The 17,408-nt window shown below is 67.0% G+C and carries 11 protein-coding genes; all 11 read right to left on the bottom strand.

Translation table 11 applies throughout. From position 1 onward, the window contains the following. Positions 1 to 17 precede the first annotated feature (17 nt). The 11 genes from BM385_RS19500 to rplL all read right to left on the bottom strand — a co-directional run bounded on the left by BM385_RS19500 (position 18) and on the right by rplL (position 17,339). On the bottom strand, positions 18 to 842 hold the full coding sequence (locus tag BM385_RS19500; protein ID WP_093843845.1) for a carbohydrate ABC transporter permease: 825 nt from the start codon (positions 840 to 842) through the stop codon (positions 18 to 20). Further along, complete coding sequence (locus BM385_RS19495; protein WP_019433404.1) at positions 839 to 1,795, bottom strand: carbohydrate ABC transporter permease; 957 nt, start codon at positions 1,793 to 1,795, stop codon at positions 839 to 841. Before BM385_RS19495 ends, BM385_RS19500 begins: the two co-directional genes overlap by 4 nt. Before the next feature lie 200 nt (positions 1,796 to 1,995). Continuing rightward, positions 1,996 to 3,696 carry a monocarboxylic acid transporter gene (locus BM385_RS19490; protein WP_093843844.1) on the bottom strand — a complete coding sequence of 567 codons (1,701 nt, stop codon included), beginning with the start codon at positions 3,694 to 3,696 and terminating at the stop codon, positions 1,996 to 1,998. Further along, the gene (locus BM385_RS19485; RefSeq protein WP_019433402.1) at positions 3,693 to 4,058 is read right to left on the bottom strand and encodes a DUF485 domain-containing protein; all 366 of its coding nucleotides are present in this window, start codon (positions 4,056 to 4,058) and stop codon (positions 3,693 to 3,695) included. The genes BM385_RS19490 and BM385_RS19485 overlap by 4 nt, the downstream gene beginning before the upstream one ends. A 200-nt stretch (positions 4,059 to 4,258) precedes the next feature. Then, complete coding sequence (gene tuf / locus BM385_RS19480) at positions 4,259 to 5,452, bottom strand: elongation factor Tu (RefSeq protein ID WP_019433401.1); 1,194 nt, start codon at positions 5,450 to 5,452, stop codon at positions 4,259 to 4,261. 168 nt (positions 5,453 to 5,620) lie between these two features. After that, the gene (fusA, locus tag BM385_RS19475; RefSeq protein WP_019433400.1) at positions 5,621 to 7,744 is read right to left on the bottom strand and encodes an elongation factor G; all 2,124 of its coding nucleotides are present in this window, start codon (positions 7,742 to 7,744) and stop codon (positions 5,621 to 5,623) included. A gap of 36 nt (positions 7,745 to 7,780) precedes the next feature. Continuing rightward, positions 7,781 to 8,251, bottom strand: coding sequence for a 30S ribosomal protein S7 (gene rpsG, locus BM385_RS19470; protein WP_019433399.1), 471 nt, complete (start codon positions 8,249 to 8,251; stop codon positions 7,781 to 7,783). Positions 8,252 to 8,254: 3 nt separating this feature from the next. After that, the gene (gene rpsL / locus BM385_RS19465; RefSeq protein WP_026047363.1) at positions 8,255 to 8,626 is read right to left on the bottom strand and encodes a 30S ribosomal protein S12; all 372 of its coding nucleotides are present in this window, start codon (positions 8,624 to 8,626) and stop codon (positions 8,255 to 8,257) included. A 364-nt stretch (positions 8,627 to 8,990) separates the two neighbouring features. Beyond that, positions 8,991 to 12,890, bottom strand: a complete 3,900-nt coding sequence (locus BM385_RS19460) for a DNA-directed RNA polymerase subunit beta' (RefSeq protein WP_019433397.1) — start codon at positions 12,888 to 12,890, stop codon at positions 8,991 to 8,993. 92 nt (positions 12,891 to 12,982) lie between these two features. Then, positions 12,983 to 16,468, bottom strand: coding sequence for a DNA-directed RNA polymerase subunit beta (rpoB, locus tag BM385_RS19455; RefSeq protein WP_093843843.1), 3,486 nt, complete (start codon positions 16,466 to 16,468; stop codon positions 12,983 to 12,985). 478 nt (positions 16,469 to 16,946) lie between these two features. Continuing rightward, positions 16,947 to 17,339, bottom strand: coding sequence for a 50S ribosomal protein L7/L12 (gene rplL / locus BM385_RS19450; protein WP_019433395.1), 393 nt, complete (start codon positions 17,337 to 17,339; stop codon positions 16,947 to 16,949). Between the last annotated feature and the right edge of the window lie 69 nt (positions 17,340 to 17,408).

Here is a 17,408-nt window from a genome sequence, read left to right as displayed (position 1 = left end):
CCGTGGGGTTCCCATCATCACTTGACTGCGCCCGCGGTGAGTCCGCGGACGATGAAGCGCTGCCCGAAGAGCACCAGCGCCAGGGTGGGGAGCACCGACAGGGCGGCGCCGGCCAGCCAGAGTCCGGGGTTGGCGGACTCGGCGTTGCGGAGGGAGTTGAGGCCGATCTGAAGCGTCTGCATCTCGGTGGTGCGCGTCATGATCAGCGGCCGGAAGTACATGTTCCAGGAGGTGATGAAGACGTAGACGCCCACCGCGCTCAGGGTCGGTTTGGACAGCGGCAGCAGCACGGTCCAGATGAAGCGCAGGTGGCCCATGCCGTCCACCCGGGCGGCGTCGCGCAGTTCGGTGGGGAACTGCTTGAAACTCTGCCGCAGCAGGAAGGTGCCGAACGCGTAGGCGAGGAACGGCAGCACCAGGCCGGCGAACGTGTTGTGCAGGCCCCAGTCGGACAGGGTCAGGTAGTTGGGGATGATCGTCGACTCGGAGGGCACCATCAGCGTGGACAGGAACAGCGCGAACACGATGGCGCTGAACCGGAACCGCAGGAAGACGAAGGCGTAGGCCGCCAGCGCCGAGGTGATCAGCTGGGCGAGGGTGATGATCCCGGCCATCAGCAGCGAGTTGCCGTACATCCGCACCAGCGGTACCGCGTCCAGGACCCGCTGGATGTTGTCCAGGTGGAAGCCGGTGGGCACCAGCTGCGGCGGGAAGGTCGCCAGTTCCCGGGGCTGCATGAACGTTCCGGCGAACACGTAGTACACCGGGAACAGCACCGGGACCAGGGCCAGCAGCAGCACCGCGTACAGGGCGATCCGCCCCGCCACCCTGCGCGCGCTCATGAGTAGTGCACCTTCCGCTCGATGACGCCGAACTGGAGCGCCGTGCAGCCGAGGACCATCAGCAGCAGGACGAGCGCCTGGGCGCTGGCCCGGCCGAAGTCGCTGGTGCCGTACGCGAAGGCGTACTCGTAGATCGAATAGACCAGGGTGGTGGTCGAGCCGACCGGGCCGCCCTGGGTGAGGATGTGGATCTGGCCGAAGCTCTGGAGGGCGTTGATCGTGGAGATCACCGCGAGGAAGAAGAGCTGCGGCCCCAGCAGCGGCACCGTGATGTGCCAGGCCCGCCGGCCGCCCGTGGCACCGTCCAGCAGCGCGGCCTCGTTCACCTCGCGCGGGATGGAGCCGACCCCCGCGGCCAGCACCAGGACGCCGTACCCGAGGTTCATCCACACGGTGGTGAGGCTGACCGAGATCAGCGACCAGTCGGTGGAGTTCAGCCATTTCACCTGGCCGAGGCCCAGCTCGTACAGGATGCCGTTGAGGACGCCGGAGGCCGGGTTGTAGAAGACCGCGAAGATCACCGAGGCGCTGGCCACCGAGAAGGCGAACGGCAGGGCGAAGGCGCTGCGGAAGAACCGCTGCCCCCGGATGCCGGACTCCAGCAGCAGCACCACGGCGAGCGCGCCCAGCACGCCGGGGACGACCACGAGCAAGGTGAACAGCAAGGTGGTGACCAGGACCTTGCCGAAGTCGGCCGTCAGCAGTTCGGAGAAGTGGTCGAAGCCGACGAAGCGGGTGGGGCGGCCGATGATGTCGTTGCCGTGCATCGACAGGTAGACGGTCCGGCCCAGCGGATAGAGCAGGAACAGGGCGAAGACGATCAGCGAGGGAGCGAGGAAGGCCCAGGCCAGCAGGGTCTCCTTGCGGCGCTCGCGGACCAGCGTCCGTGGTGGCCCGGTGCGGGGCGGGGCCCCGCCGGGTCTGCCGTCCCGGTTTGTGGAGGATATGGACACGCGAGGCAGCGTTGTCCCGGAAGGTGACGCCATCAGCACCTCAGGAATAACAGGAGTTCAACTGGTTCACTGGATCGGATGAAAGATGCCCGGGGGTCCGAGTGTTGACTCGGGCCCCCGGGCATTGGGGTGCCGGACTTGTGGGGAAGTGCCCGGCTAGCTGCGGAAAGTCAGGTGCACGTCAGAGCCGACGGAGGCCCTCAGTCCTTCGCCGCGCGCTCCGCGCCGGCCCCGGTGAGCGCCCGCACCTGGAGCCGGGCGAACTTCACATCGTCCTTCTCCTTGGACAGCAGCGTGCCGATGATCGCGCACAGCAGCCCCACCGGGATCGACACCAGCCCCGGGTTCTCCAGCGGGAACCAGGCGAAGTCCACCCCCTTGGGGAACAGCGAGGCGCTCTCCCCGTCCGCGTTGAGCTTCCCGGACACCACCGGCGAGAAGAACACCAGGCCCACCGCGCTGATCAGACCGCCGTAGATGCCGGCCACCGCGCCCGCGGTGTTGAACCGCTTCCAGAACAGGCTCAGCACGATCGTCGGCAGGTTCGCCGAAGCCGCGATGGCGAAGGCCAGCGCCACCAGGAACGCCACGTTCAGGCTCTGGGCGAAGATCGCCAGCACGATGGCGACCACCCCGACCCCGATCGCGGCGAACCGCGCCACCTTGACCTCTTCCTGCTCGCTCGCCTTCCCCCGCCGCAGCACGCTGTTGTAGAAGTCGTGCGCCAGCGAGGAGGAGGACGCGATGGTCAGCCCGGCGACCGTGGAGAGGATCGTGGCGAACGCGACCGCCGCGATCAGGGCCAGCAGCACGGCACCCAGGAAGTCGCCACCGAAGTGGATGCCCACTTCCTCCGCCAGTTGGGGCGCCGCCGCGTTCCCCGCCGCGTCCTGCGTGGTGATGGCCTCCTTGCCCACCAGCGCCGCCGCACCGAAACCGAGGATCAGGGTGAAGAGGTAGAAGGTACCGATCAGCCCGATGCCCCAGTTGACGGACTTCCGCGCTGCCTTGGAGTCCGGCACCGTGTAGAAGCGGATCAGGATGTGCGGCAGCCCGGCCGTCCCCAGCACCAGGGCCAGGCCCAGGCTGATCAGGTCCAGCTTGTTGACCATCGTCTGCCAGGCGTCGCCCGCGACCTCCACCCCGTACCGCTGGCCGGGCTCCAGGAAGGCGTCGCCGACACCGCTGGCCTTCGCCGCGTCGTCCATCAGCGCGCCGAAGTTGAAGTTGTAGATCGACAGCACCAGCAGACACAGCATCGCGGCGCCGGTCATCAGCATGACGGCCTTGACGATCTGCACCCAGGTGGTGCCCTTCATCCCGCCGAAGGACACGTACACGATCATCAGCAGGCCGACCGTCACGATGCCGACGATCTTGGCGACGTCCGCGCTCATCCCCAGATACGTCTCGCCCGGGGAGATCCCCAGCAGCAGCGCCACCAGGGCGCCCGCGCCCACCATCTGCGCCAGCAGATAGAAGATCGAGACGGTGAGCGTGGAGACCGAGGCCGCGGTGCGCACCGGCCGCTGCTTCATCCGGTACGAGACGACGTCCGCCATCGTGAACCGGCCCGAGTTCCGCAGCAGCTCCGCGACCAGCAGCAGCGCCACCAGCCAGGCCACCAGGAAGCCGATCGAGTAGAGGAAGCTGTCGTAGCCGTACAGGGCGATCATGCCGGCGATGCCGAGGAAGGAGGCGGCCGACATGTAGTCGCCGCCGATCGCGAAGCCGTTCTGGATACCGGAGAAGCCGCGGCCCCCGGAGTGGAAGTCGGTCGCCGACTTGGTCTGCCGGCTGGCCCAGATGGTGATGCCGAGCGTGACGGCGATCAGGACCGAGAAGAGGATGACGGTGATCAGCCGGCCCTCGGCGGACACCTCGCGTGCCATCGTGATCATGACCGGCCCTCGCTCTCCAGCTCGTCGCGCAGCTCATCGGCCAGCGGATCGAGCCGGCGGTTGGCGTACCGGGAGTAGAGAATGGCGATCCCGAACGTGGTCACGAACTGGAGCAGTCCGAAGATCAGCGCCACGTTGGCGTCGCCGATCACCTTGGTGGACATCACGCCGCGGGCGTAGCCGGACATCAGGACGTACAGCGTGTACCAGGCGAGGAAGGCGATGCTCGCCGGCACCACAAAGCGCAGCAACCGTCCGCGCAACTCCTGGAACCGGGGGTCGTCGTGCATCGCGGCCGAGCGGGTCTCCAGATCGTCGCCCGGCGGCTCGCCTGCGTCGGGAACGGGTTGCGTCGTCGTCATCGACGGGCTCCTGTGGGTCGGTCGGGGGCTGAGCGGCCCCAAATGTAAGGAGGGTCACACTCACCCCACAGCGACCAGGACCCGGACACTCGGCGAACGGTCGAAATACGCGCCGAACGGCTTACCCGCCCGCACACACGACCGGGGCCCGTCCCCACCGTGCGGTGGAAACGGGCCCCGGTACGCGGGTGCGACTCAGGTCACTTCTTGATCTTGGTGACCTGGCCGGCGCCGACGGTCCGGCCACCCTCACGGATGGCGAACTTCAGGCCTTCCTCCATGGCGACCGGCTGGATCAGCTGGACGCTCATCTCGGTGTTGTCGCCCGGCATGACCATCTCGGTGCCCTCGGGGAGGGTCACCACACCGGTCACGTCGGTGGTACGGAAGTAGAACTGCGGACGGTAGTTGTTGAAGAACGGGGTGTGGCGACCACCCTCGTCCTTCGACAGGATGTACGCCGTCGCCTCGAACTCCGTGTGCGGGGTGACCGAGCCCGGCTTGATGATGACCTGGCCGCGCTCGACGTCCTCGCGCTTGACACCGCGGAGCAGCAGACCGACGTTCTCACCGGCCTGACCCTCGTCCAGCAGCTTCCGGAACATCTCGATCCCGGTCACCGTGGTGGTGGTCTTCTCTTCCTTGATGCCGATGATGTCGACGGTCTCGTTGACCTTCAGGACACCACGCTCGATACGGCCGGTGACGACCGTACCGCGACCGGTGATCGTGAAGACGTCCTCGATCGGCATCAGGAACGGCTTGTCCACGTCACGCTCGGGCTGCGGGATGGCCTCGTCGACGGCCTTCATCAGGTCGAGGACGGACTGGCCCCACTCCTTGTCGCCCTCCAGCGCCTTCAGCGCGGAGACCTTCACGACCGGGGTGTCGTCGCCGGGGAACTCGTACTCGTTGAGCAGCTCCCGGACCTCGAGCTCGACGAGCTCCAGGATCTCCTCGTCGTCCACCATGTCGGCCTTGTTCAGGGCGACAACGATGTACGGAACGCCGACCTGGCGGGCCAGGAGCACGTGCTCCTTGGTCTGCGGCATCGGGCCGTCGGTGGCGGCCACGACCAGGATGGCGCCGTCCATCTGGGCAGCACCGGTGATCATGTTCTTGATGTAGTCGGCGTGACCCGGGCAGTCGACGTGAGCGTAGTGCCGGCTCTCCGTCTGGTACTCGACGTGCGCGATGGAGATGGTGATACCGCGCTGGCGCTCCTCGGGAGCCTTGTCGATCTGGTCGAAGGCCGAGGCCTCGTTCAGCTCGGGGTACGCGTCGTGCAGCACCTTGGTGATCGCCGCGGTAAGAGTGGTCTTACCGTGGTCGATGTGACCGATGGTGCCGATGTTGACGTGCGGCTTAGTCCGCTCGAACTTCGCCTTCGCCACTGGGGTCCTCCTGTGGACTGGTGCTGTACGCCCCCGCACGGTGCGGGGGTTCCAGGTGGTCGTACCGAACCGGCCAGGACCCCTAGGGGGACGCCCTAGACCAGTTCGCTTATCGGGGCTGGTGCGGGGGCAAAATGCCCCCTATACCGTGTTGCTCCAGCTTAAGGGTTACTCGCCCTTGGCCTTCGCGATGATCTCCTCGGCGACGTTCCGCGGAACCTCACCGTAGGAATCGAACTGCATGCTGTAGCTCGCGCGACCCGAGGTCTTGCTGCGCAGGTCGCCGACGTACCCGAACATCTCCGACAGCGGAACCAGGGCCTTGACGACCTTGGCGCCACTACGGTCCTCCATGGCCTGGATCTGGCCACGGCGGGAGTTCAGGTCACCGATCACATCGCCCATGTAGTCCTCGGGCGTGGTGACCTCGACGGCCATCAGGGGCTCCAGCAGCACCGGACCGGCCTTCCGCGCGGCCTCCTTGAACGCCTGGATACCGGCGGTCTTGAAGGCCATCTCGGAGGAGTCCACGTCGTGGTACGCACCGTCGAGCAGGATCACCTTGACACCCGTCAGCGGGTAGCCGGCGAGCACGCCGAACTCCATCGCCTCCTGGGCGCCCGCGTCCACCGAAGGGATGTACTCCTTGGGGATGCGGCCACCGGTGACCTTGTTCTCGAACTCGTAGCCGTCGCCCTCCAGAGGCTCCAGGGAGATCTGGACCTTGGCGAACTGGCCGGAGCCACCGGTCTGCTTCTTGTGCGTGTAGTCGTGCTTCTCGACGACCTTCCGCAGGGTCTCCCGGTAGGCGACCTGCGGCTTGCCGACGTTGGCCTCGACCTTGAACTCACGGCGCATCCGGTCGACCAGCACGTCGAGGTGGAGCTCGCCCATCCCCTTGATGATGGTCTGGCCGGTGTCCTCGTTGGTGGCGACCTGGAAGGACGGGTCCTCCTCGGCCAGCCGCTGGATGGCGACACCCAGCTTCTCCTGGTCGCCCTTGGTCTTGGGCTCGATGGCGACCTCGATGACCGGGGCCGGGAAGTCCATCGACTCCAGGATGACCTGGTTGGTGGCGTCGGACAGCGTCTCACCGGTGGTGGTCTGCTTCAGACCCATCACCGCGACGATGTCGCCGGCGCCCACCCGCTCGATCTCCTCACGCTTGTTGGCGTGCATGCGGTAGATCTTGCCGATGCGCTCCTTGCGGCCCTTGACCGAGTTGAGCACCTGGGTGCCCGCGGTCAGGACGCCGGAGTACACCCGGATGAAGGTCAGCTTGCCGAGGTGCGGGTCGCTGGCGATCTTGAACGCCAGGGCCGCCAGCGGCTCGTCCTCCGAAGGCTTCCGGGTGACGACCTCCTCGGGGTCCTTCGGGGAGTGACCCTCGACGGCCTCGATGTCCAGCGGCGTGGGCAGGTAACGCACCACGGCGTCCAGCAGGGGCTGCACGCCCTTGTTCTTGAACGCGGTACCGCAGAAGACCGGGGTGATGGTGGTCGCGTCGGCGCCACCGGTGGAGGCGAGGGTGATACGACGGATGGCGGCATACAGCTGCTCCTCGGTGGGCTCCTCGCCCTCCAGGTACAGCTCCATGACCTCCTCGTCGTTCTCCGCGACGGCCTCGATCAGCTTGGCGCGGTATTCCTCCGCCTGATCCACGTAGTCGGCCGGGATGTCGACGGTGTCGTACATCTCGCCCAGCTTGGTGTCCTCGGACCACACCAGAGCCTTGTTCTTGACAAGGTCGATGACGCCCTTGAAGTCCGACTCGGCCCCGATGGGGAGCTGCATGACCAGCGGCACGGCGTTCAGCCGGTCCACGATCATGTCCACGCAGCGCAGGAAGTCCGCGCCGGTGCGGTCGAGCTTGTTGACGAAGCAGATCCGCGGCACGCCGTACCGGTCCGCCTGCCGCCAGACGGTCTCGGACTGCGGCTCCACACCCGCGACACCATCGAAGACCGTGACCGCGCCGTCGAGCACGCGCAGCGAACGCTCCACCTCGACCGTGAAGTCGACGTGACCGGGGGTGTCAATGATGTTGATGGTGTGGTCGACGCCATCGAGCGGCCAGTGACAGGTGGTCGCGGCGGACGTGATCGTGATGCCGCGTTCCTGCTCCTGCGCCATCCAGTCCATGGTGGCAGCACCGTCGTGGACTTCACCGATCTTGTAGCTCACACCGGTGTAGTACAGGATGCGCTCGGTGGTCGTCGTCTTGCCCGCGTCGATGTGGGCCATGATCCCGATGTTGCGGACCTTGGCCAGGTCAAGTGAAGTGGTAGCCATAAGGCTTCAGTTCTCTCGGTCTCGATGGGGTAGCGACTACCAGCGGTAGTGCGCGAAGGCCTTGTTGGACTCGGCCATCTTGTGGGTGTCCTCGCGCTTCTTGACGGACGCGCCGAGGCCGTTGGAGGCGTCGAGCAGTTCGTTCATCAGGCGCTCGGTCATGGTCTTCTCGCGGCGCGCCCGCGAGTAGCCCACGAGCCAGCGCAGCGCGAGGGTGGAGGAACGGCCGGGGCGGACCTCGACCGGCACCTGGTAGGTGGCGCCACCGACCCGGCGGGAGCGGACCTCGAGGGTCGGCTTCACATTCTCCAGGGCACGCTTGAGCGTGATGACCGGGTCGTTGCCGGTCTTGTCCCGCAGACCCTCCATGGCGCCGTAGACGATGCGCTCCGCGGTGGAGCGCTTGCCGTTCAGCAGCACCTTGTTGATCAGGGAGGTCACCAGAGGAGAGCCGTAGACCGGGTCGACGTGGACCGGGCGCTTCGGGGCAGGGCCCTTACGAGGCATTGCTTACTTCTCCTTCTTGGCGCCGTAGCGGCTGCGGGCCTGCTTGCGGTTGCGGACACCCTGGGTGTCCAGCGAACCACGGATGATCTTGTAACGGACACCCGGCAGGTCCTTCACACGGCCACCGCGCACCAGCACGATGGAGTGCTCCTGAAGGTTGTGGTTCTCGCCCGGGATGTAGGCGGTGACCTCGATCCCGCTGCTGAGCTTCACACGGGCCACCTTGCGCAGCGCCGAGTTCGGCTTCTTCGGCGTGGTGGTGAACACACGCGTGCAGACGCCACGGCGCTGGGGGGACCCATTGAGCGCGGGCGTCTTGTTCTTCTCGACCTTGTCCTGCCGGCCCTTGCGGACCAGCTGCTGGATCGTTGGCACCATTTCTCCAGTTCTGTGTGCCGACTCGTCAAGCTAACCTGGAACACGGCGACCGACCCACGCGGTCGGGCGTGTCGGAGACTGCATGACCCCCGCGAGAGCGCGGGAAGAGAACGCAGATCCCGGAGTTCCGACTGACGCCCCGCGAAAAAGAGCGCACGGAACACCCCAGGCACAAGGTCTGAGCGTACCTACCCCACGGCCAACGGTCAAAACCACTATCTCCGGTCACCGACACCCCGGGGTATCGCTGTGACCTGCCCCACACATTCTCCCTGGCCGGCCGGCCGGAATCCCGCCCCGAACGCCGCCGGGCGGCTCCCCCCGAAGGGGAAGCCGCCCGGCGGGTGCGCCTGCGACCGGCTCAGCCCTGGTACGGGCCGTAGTCGTAGTCCTCCAGCGGGACCGCCTGGCCGGAGCCCGTGCCGAAGGGGGAGTAGTCGATGTCGTCGTAGCCGACAGCCGAGTACATCGCCGCCTTCGCCTCCTCGGTCGGCTCCACCCGGATGTTGCGGTACCGGGCCAGGCCCGTACCGGCCGGGATGAGCTTACCGATGATCACGTTCTCCTTGAGGCCGATCAGGGAGTCCGACTTGGCGTTGATCGCCGCGTCGGTGAGCACCCGGGTCGTCTCCTGGAAGGACGCCGCCGACAGCCACGATTCGGTGGCCAGCGACGCCTTGGTGATACCCATCAGCTGCGGACGGCCGGAGGCCGGGTGACCGCCCTCCGCCACCACGCGGCGGTTCTCGCTCTCGAACTTCGAGCGCTCCACCAGCTCACCGGGCAGCAGCTCCGCGTCGCCCGACTCGATGATCGTCACCCGGCGCAGCATCTGCCGGACGATGATCTCGATGTGCTTGTCGTGGATGGCCACACCCTGCGAGTTGTAGACCTTCTGGACCTCGCCGACCAGGTAGATCTGGACGGCGCGCTGGCCCAGGATCCGCAGCACGTCGTGCGGGTTGGCCGCGCCGAGGGTCAGCGGCTGGCCGACCACCACGTGGTCGCCCTCGCCGACCAGCAGCCGGGTCCGCTTGGAGACCGGGTAGGAGGTCTCGTCGGTGCCGTCGTCCGGCGTGACGATGACCTTCTTGGTCTTCTCGGTCTCCTCGATCCGCACCCGGCCCGCCGACTCGGAGATCGGCGCGACACCCTTGGGCTGCCGGGCCTCGAACAGCTCGACCACACGCGGCAGACCCTGGGTGATGTCCTCACCGGCCACACCACCGGTGTGGAAGGTCCGCATCGTCAGCTGGGTACCGGGCTCACCGATCGACTGGGCGGCGATGATGCCGACCGCCTCGCCGATGTCCACCAGCTTGCCGGTGGCCAGCGAACGCCCGTAGCACATGGCGCAGGTGCCGACCGCCGACTCACAGGTGAGCACGGAGCGGGTCTTGACCGTCTGGACGCCGTGCCGCACCAGCTCGTCGATGAGCACATCGCCCAGGTCGGTGCCGGCCGGGGCCAGCACCTTGCCGTCGACGACGATCTCCTCGGCGAGGCAGCGCGCGTACACGCTGGACTCGACGTTGTCGGCCTTGCGCAGCACACCGTCGGCACCCTTGGCCGCGATGTCCAGCTTGAGGCCGCGCTCGGTGCCGCAGTCCTCCTCGCGGATGATGACGTCCTGCGAGACGTCCACCAGACGCCGGGTGAGGTACCCGGAGTCGGCGGTACGCAGCGCGGTGTCCGCCAGACCCTTACGGGCACCGTGCGTGGAGATGAAGTACTCCAGCACGGACAGGCCCTCACGGAAGGACGCCTTGATCGGACGCGGGATGGTCTCGTTCTTCGCGTTGGACACCAGACCACGCATACCCGCGATCTGACGCATCTGCATCATGTTTCCGCGGGCCCCGGAGTCCACCATCATGAAGATGGGGTTGGTCTTCGGGAAGTTCTCGTTCATGGTCTCGGCGACCTCGTTGGTCGCCTTGGTCCAGATCGCGATGAGCTCCTGCGTGCGCTCGTCCTTGGTGATCAGACCGCGCTCGTACTGCTTCTGGATCTTCTCGTCCTGGGCCTCGTAGTCCGCGATGATCTGCTTCTTGGCATCGGGAACGACGATGTCGGAGACCGCGACGGTGACACCGGAGCGGGTGGCCCAGTAGTAACCGGCGGACTTCAGGTTGTCCAGGGTGGCCGCGACGACGACCTTCGGGTAGCGCTCGGCCAGGTCGTTGACGATCTGGGAGAGCTGCTTCTTGCCCACCGAGCCGTCGACGAACGGGTAGTCCTCGGGCAGCAGCTCGTTGAAGAGCGCGCGGCCCAGGGTGGTGCGCATCCGGAAGCTGTCGCCCGGCTGCCACTCGCCCTCGCCCTCGGCCGGGGCCGGCGGGGTCCAGCCCCGGGGCGGCACCGAGCCGATCGGGAAGCGGATGTCGATCTTCGCCTGGAGCGACAGCTCCCCGGCGTCGAACGCCATGATCGCCTCGGCGGTGGACGCGAAGGACCGGCCCTCGCCGCGGACCTCGCGCTCCTCCTCGTCGGTGGTGAGGAAGAACAGGCCCAGCACCATGTCCTGGGTGGGCATGGTCACCGGCCGGCCGTCGGCCGGCTTGAGGATGTTGTTCGAGGACAGCATCAGGATGCGGGCCTCGGCCTGCGCCTCCGCCGACAGCGGCAGGTGGACGGCCATCTGGTCGCCGTCGAAGTCCGCGTTGAAGGCGGTGCACACCAGCGGGTGGATCTGGATGGCCTTGCCCTCGACCAGCTGCGGCTCGAAGGCCTGGATGCCAAGACGGTGCAGGGTCGGCGCGCGGTTCAGCAGCACCGGGTGCTCGGCGATGACCTCTTCGAGGACGTCGTACACCACGGTGCGCTGGCGCTCGACCATGCGCTTGGCCGACTTGATGTTCTGCGCGTGGTTCAGATCGACCAGGCGCTTCATCACGAACGGCTTGAACAGCTCCAGCGCCATCGCCTTGGGCAGACCGCACTGGTGCAGCTTCAGCTGAGGGCCGACGACGATCACGGAACGGGCCGAGTAGTCGACGCGCTTGCCCAGCAGGTTCTGCCGGAAGCGGCCCTGCTTGCCCTTGAGCATGTCGGACAGCGACTTGAGCGGACGGTTGCCCGGGCCGGTGACCGGCCGGCCGCGGCGGCCGTTGTCGAACAGCGCGTCGACGGCCTCCTGCAGCATCCGCTTCTCGTTGTTCACGATGATCTCGGGGGCACCGAGGTCGAGCAGCCGCTTGAGGCGGTTGTTCCGGTTGATGACCCGGCGGTACAGGTCGTTCAGGTCGGAGGTCGCGAAGCGGCCACCGTCCAGCTGCACCATCGGACGCAGGTCCGGCGGGATGACCGGGACGCAGTCCAGCACCATGCCCTTGGGGCTGTTGCTGGTCTGGAGGAACGCGGAGACGACCTTCAGCCGCTTGAGGGCGCGGGTCTTCTTCTGGCCCTTGCCGGTGCGGATGATCTCCCGCAGCCGGGCGGCCTCCTCGTCGAGGTCGAAGGTCTCCAGGCGCTTCTGGAGCGCCGCGGCGCCCATCGAGCCGTCGAAGTAGGTGCCGAAGCGGTCGCGCAGCTCACGGTAGAGCAGCTCGTCGCCCTCCAGGTCCTGGACCTTGAGGTTCTTGAAGCGGTTCCACACCTCGTCCAGGCGGTCGATCTCGCGCTGGGCGCGGTCGCGCAGCTGCTTCATCTCCCGCTCGGCGCCTTCGCGCACCTTGCGGCGGACGTCCGCCTTGGCGCCCTCGGCCTCCAGCTCGGCGAGGTCCGACTCCTGCTTCTTGGCGCGGGCCTCCAGGTCGGCGTCGCGGCGCTGCTCGATCTGCTGGCGCTCCACGGAGACGTGCGCCTCCAGCGAGGGCAGGTCCCGGGTGCGGCGCTCCTCGTCCACGTACGTGATCATGTACGCGGCGAAGTAGATGACCTTCTCCAGGTCCTTCGGCGCCAGGTCCAGCAGGTAGCCGAGCCGCGAGGGCACGCCCTTGAAGTACCAGATGTGGGTGACGGGCGCGGCCAGCTCGATGTGGCCCATCCGCTCACGGCGCACCTTGGCGCGGGTCACCTCGACGCCGCAGCGCTCACAGATGATGCCCTTGAAACGGACGCGCTTGTACTTGCCGCAGTAGCACTCCCAGTCCCGGGTCGGGCCGAAGATCTTCTCGCAGAAGAGGCCGTCCTTCTCGGGCTTGAGGGTGCGGTAGTTGATGGTCTCCGGCTTCTTGACCTCGCCGTGAGACCACTGACGGATGTCGTCAGCGGTGGCCAGGCCGATCCGCAGTTCGTCGAAGAAGTTGACGTCGAGCACTCTCGTCAATCCCTCTCAGTGTCGTGAGTCAATGGTCTGTCGGGGTCCGGGTGGGGGGACCGGAAGGGCACGGACCCTTCCGGTCGGGCCCGTCAGACCTCTTCGACGCTGCTCGGCTCGCGCCGGGACAGGTCGATGCCAAGCTCCTCCGCCGCGCGGAAGACGTCCTCATCGGTGTCACGCATCTCGATGGACATACCGTCCGAGGACAGCACCTCCACATTGAGGCAGAGCGACTGCATTTCCTTGATGAGCACCTTGAAGGACTCGGGAATGCCGGGCTCGGGGATGTTCTCGCCCTTGACGATGGCCTCGTAGACCTTCACGCGGCCGGTCACGTCGTCGGACTTGATGGTCAGCAGCTCCTGGAGCGCGTAGGCGGCGCCGTACGCCTCCAGGGCCCACACCTCCATCTCACCGAAGCGCTGGCCACCGAACTGGGCCTTACCGCCGAGCGGCTGCTGGGTGATCATGGAGTACGGGCCGGTCGAGCGGGCGTGCAGCTTGTCGTCGACCAGGTGGTGCAGCTTGAGGATGTACATGTAGCCGACCGAGATCGGGTCCGGGAACGGCTCGCCGGAGCGGCCGTCGTACATCCGGGCCTTGCCGGTGGGCAGCACCAGCCGGTCGCCGTCGCGGTTGGGGATGGTGGACTCGAAGAGCCCGGCCATCTCGTCCTCGCGGGCACCGTCGAACACCGGGGTGGCGACGTTGGTGCCGGGGGCGACCTCGTCGGCGCCGATCGCGGCGAGCCGCTGCTTCCACTCCTCCTCGGTGCCCTCCACCTTCCAGCCCTGCGAGGCGAGCCACCCGAGGTGGATCTCCAGCACCTGGCCGGGGTTCATCCGGGAGGGGACGCCCAGCGGGTTGAGGATGATGTCGACCGGGGTGCCGTCCTCCAGGAAGGGCATGTCCTCCACGGGGAGGATCTTGGAGATGACACCCTTGTTGCCGTGCCGGCCGGCCAGCTTGTCGCCATCGGTGATCTTGCGCTTCTGCGCGACGTACACCCGGACCAGCTGGTTTACGCCCGGGGGCAGCTCGTCGCCCTCGTCGCGGTCGAAGACGCGCACCCCGATGACCTTGCCGGTCTCGCCGTGCGGCACCTTCAGCGAGGTGTCGCGCACCTCGCGGGCCTTCTCACCGAAGATCGCGCGCAGCAGCCGCTCCTCGGGGGTCAGCTCGGTCTCGCCCTTCGGGGTGACCTTGCCGACCAGGATGTCGCCGGCCTCGACCTCGGCACCGATGCGGATGATGCCGCGGTCGTCCAGGTCGGCGAGCACCTCCTCGGAGACGTTCGGGATGTCCCGGGTGATCTCCTCGGGGCCCAGCTTGGTGTCCCGGGCGTCGACCTCGTGCTCCTCGATGTGGATCGAGGAGAGGACGTCGTCCTGCACCAGACGCTGGGAGAGGATGATCGCGTCCTCGTAGTTGTAGCCCTCCCACGGCATGAACGCGACCAGCAGGTTCTTGCCGAGCGCCATCTCACCGCGGTCGGTGGAGGGGCCGTCGGCGATGACCTGGCCGGTCACCACGCGCTCGTTCTCCTCGACCAGGACCTTCTGGTTGACGCAGGTGCCCTGGTTGGAGCGGGTGAACTTCGACAGCCGGTGCGTGACGTGGGTGCCGTCGTCGTTGGCGATCGTCACGTAGTCGGCGGAGACGTCGGAGATGACGCCGTTCTGCTCGGCCCGGATGACATCGCCCGCGTCGGTGGCGCAGCGGTACTCCATGCCGGTGCCGACCAGCGGAGCCTCGGCGTTGATCAGCGGCACCGCCTGGCGCATCATGTTCGAGCCCATGAGCGCGCGGTTGGCGTCGTCGTGCTCCAGGAACGGGATCATGGCGGTCGCGACCGACACCATCTGGCGCGGCGAGACGTCCATGTAGTCGACCTCGCTGCCGGGGATGTAGTCGATCTCCCCACCACGGCGGCGCACCAGGACGCGGGCCTCGGCGAACCGGTAGTCGTCGGTCAGCTTGGCGTTGGCCTGCGCGATGACGAAGCGGTCCTCCTCGTCGGCGGTCAGGTAGTTCACCTCGTCGGTGACCACACCGTCGACGACCTTGCGGTACGGGGTCTCCACGAAACCGAAGGCGTTGATCCGCGCGAACGCCGCCAGCGAGCCGATCAGACCGATGTTCGGGCCTTCGGGGGTCTCGATGGGGCACATGCGGCCGTAGTGCGAGGGGTGCACGTCACGGACTTCCAGACCGGCCCGCTCACGGCTCAGACCACCGGGGCCCAGCGCGTTGAGACGGCGCTTGTGGGTCAGCCCGGAGAGCGGGTTGGTGTGGTCCATGAACTGCGACAGCTGGCTGGTGCCGAAGAACTCCTTGATGGAGGCGACGACCGGCCGGATGTTGATCAGCGTCTGCGGCGTGATGGCCTCGACGTCCTGCGTGGTCATGCGCTCGCGGACCACGCGCTCCATCCGGGCCAGACCGGTGCGGATCTGGTTCTGGATCAGCTCGCCGACGTTGCGCAGACGGCGGTTGCCGAAGTGGTCGATGTCGTCGGTCTCGACGATGATCGTCCGCCCGCTGGGGGCGACGGTCTCGGTCTCACCGGCGTGCAGCCGGACCAGGTACTTGATCGTGGCGACGATGTCCTCGACCGTGAGGACGCCGGCGTCCAGCGGCTCGTCGCCGCCCAGCTTCTTGTTGATCTTGTACCGGCCGACCTTGGCCAGGTCGTACCGCTTCGGGTTGAAGTACAGGTTCTCCAGCAGGGTCTGCGCGGCCTCGCGGGTCGGCGGCTCGCCCGGGCGGAGCTTGCGGTAGATGTCCAGCAGCGCGTCGTCCTGGCCCTGGGTGTGGTCCTTCTCCAGGGTGGCCCGCATCGACTCGTACTCGCCGAACTCCTCCAGGATCTGGTCGGAGGTCCAGCCGAGCGCCTTCAGCAGCACGGTGACGGACTGCTTGCGCTTGCGGTCGATGCGCACGCCGACCATGTCGCGCTTGTCGATCTCCATCTCCAGCCAGGCACCCCGGGACGGGATGATCTTGGCGGAGAAGAGGTCCTTGTCCGACGTCTTGTCGATCGTGCTGTCGAAGTAGGCGCCGGGGGAACGGACCAGCTGCGTCACGACGACGCGCTCGGTGCCGTTGATGCAGAAGGTGCCCTTGTCGGTCATGAGCGGGAAGTCGCCCATGAAGACCGTCTGGGACTTGATCTCACCGGTCTCGTTGTTCGTGAACTCGGCGGTGACGAAGAGCGGCGCGGCGTAGGTGAAGTCGCGCTCCTTGCACTCCTCGATGGAGTTCTTCGGCGGCTCGAACCGGTGGTCGCGGAAGGTCAGGGACATCGACCCGGAGAAGTCCTCGATCGGGGAGATCTCCTCGAAGATCTCCTCCAGACCGGACTTGGTGGGGACGTCCTGCCCACTCTCCAGCGCGGCCTCGACGCGACCCTTCCAGGCGTCGTTGCCGAGCAGCCAGTCAAAGCTCTCGGTTTGCAGCGCCAGAAGGTTCGGAACCTCGAGAGGCTCCTTGATCTTCGCAAAAGAGACACGCAGTGGTGCGGTGCTGGTGCCATTAGTCGTACTGGTTGTCGAGGCATTGCGCGAGGCGGCCAAGAGGGGGTCCTTCCGAGGGCTCGGACTCTCTGCGCGCATACCCGCCCCCCTGGTGACGGGCAGGAGGCAGCTAGGCAGCGCAAAGGGTCAGTGTAGTCACAAGACCCACTGATGTCCAATGCCTCCGCCACACCAACAAGGCGCCACCCTCGCTGTACCCTCGCGCCCGCTTCCGGCTGCCTCGGTCGCCGGGTGCGGACCCGTCTGCCGCAACCTTTCCCGCTTCGCCAGCGATCCATGCCTCGAATCAGGGACCGATGTGCGACGCGACCTGAGAATCGCGTGCCGGGAGCAGTTCGTCAAGGCCCCCGAAGGGCCTGTCGACAACCGAAGATCACCATACCTGCCGATCGCGGCAGGTGGCCAAGTCGTCACCACAACGCCGAAGGGCGACCACCCGACTGGGTGATCGCCCTCGGTTGAGTCATGTGGACTCAGGGTGATCCCGGAGGATCAGCGGGTCAGCGGACCCGGGAGGTCACTTGACCTCGACGGAGGCGCCGGCGCCCTCGAGGGACTCCTTGGCCTTCTCCGCGGCGTCCTTCGCGACCTTCTCCAGGACCGGCTTCGGCGCGTTGTCGACCAGGTCCTTGGCCTCCTTCAGGCCCAGCGAGGTCAGCTCACGCACGACCTTGATGACCTGGATCTTCTTGTCGCCGGCGCCGGTCAGGACGACGTCGAACTCGTCCTTCTCCTCGGCGGCCTCGGCGGCGCCACCGGCACCACCGGGGGCGGCGACGGCGACGGCGGCCGGGGCGGCGGCCTTGACGTCGAACTTCTCCTCGAAGGCCTTGACCAGCGCGGAGAGCTCGATCAGGGTCAGGTTCTCGAACTGCTCCAGCAGCTCTTCCTGGGTCAGCTTGGTCGCCATGGTGGGCGGTCCTTCCACTAAGTCGGCTGGTGCCGGGATGATGTTTCTCGGCGGGCGTTCGCGGGCCCG

Source organism: Streptomyces harbinensis, from assembly GCF_900116145.1.
Classification (GTDB): domain Bacteria; phylum Actinomycetota; class Actinomycetes; order Streptomycetales; family Streptomycetaceae; genus Streptomyces; species Streptomyces carpaticus.
Note: the sequence above shows the minus strand (reverse complement) of the source record. Positions and strands in the feature narration are given on the sequence as shown.

Coding starts and splice junctions, on each gene's coding strand:
- BM385_RS19490 (WP_093843844.1), bottom strand. CDS start 3,696: ATGATCACGATGGCACGCGAGGTGTCCGCCGAGGGCCGGCTGATCACC.
- fusA (WP_019433400.1), bottom strand. CDS start 7,744: ATGGCTACCACTTCACTTGACCTGGCCAAGGTCCGCAACATCGGGATC.
- rplL (WP_019433395.1), bottom strand. CDS start 17,339: ATGGCGACCAAGCTGACCCAGGAAGAGCTGCTGGAGCAGTTCGAGAAC.
- BM385_RS19500 (WP_093843845.1), bottom strand. CDS start 842: ATGAGCGCGCGCAGGGTGGCGGGGCGGATCGCCCTGTACGCGGTGCTG.
- BM385_RS19485 (WP_019433402.1), bottom strand. CDS start 4,058: ATGACGACGACGCAACCCGTTCCCGACGCAGGCGAGCCGCCGGGCGAC.
- rpsG (WP_019433399.1), bottom strand. CDS start 8,251: ATGCCTCGTAAGGGCCCTGCCCCGAAGCGCCCGGTCCACGTCGACCCG.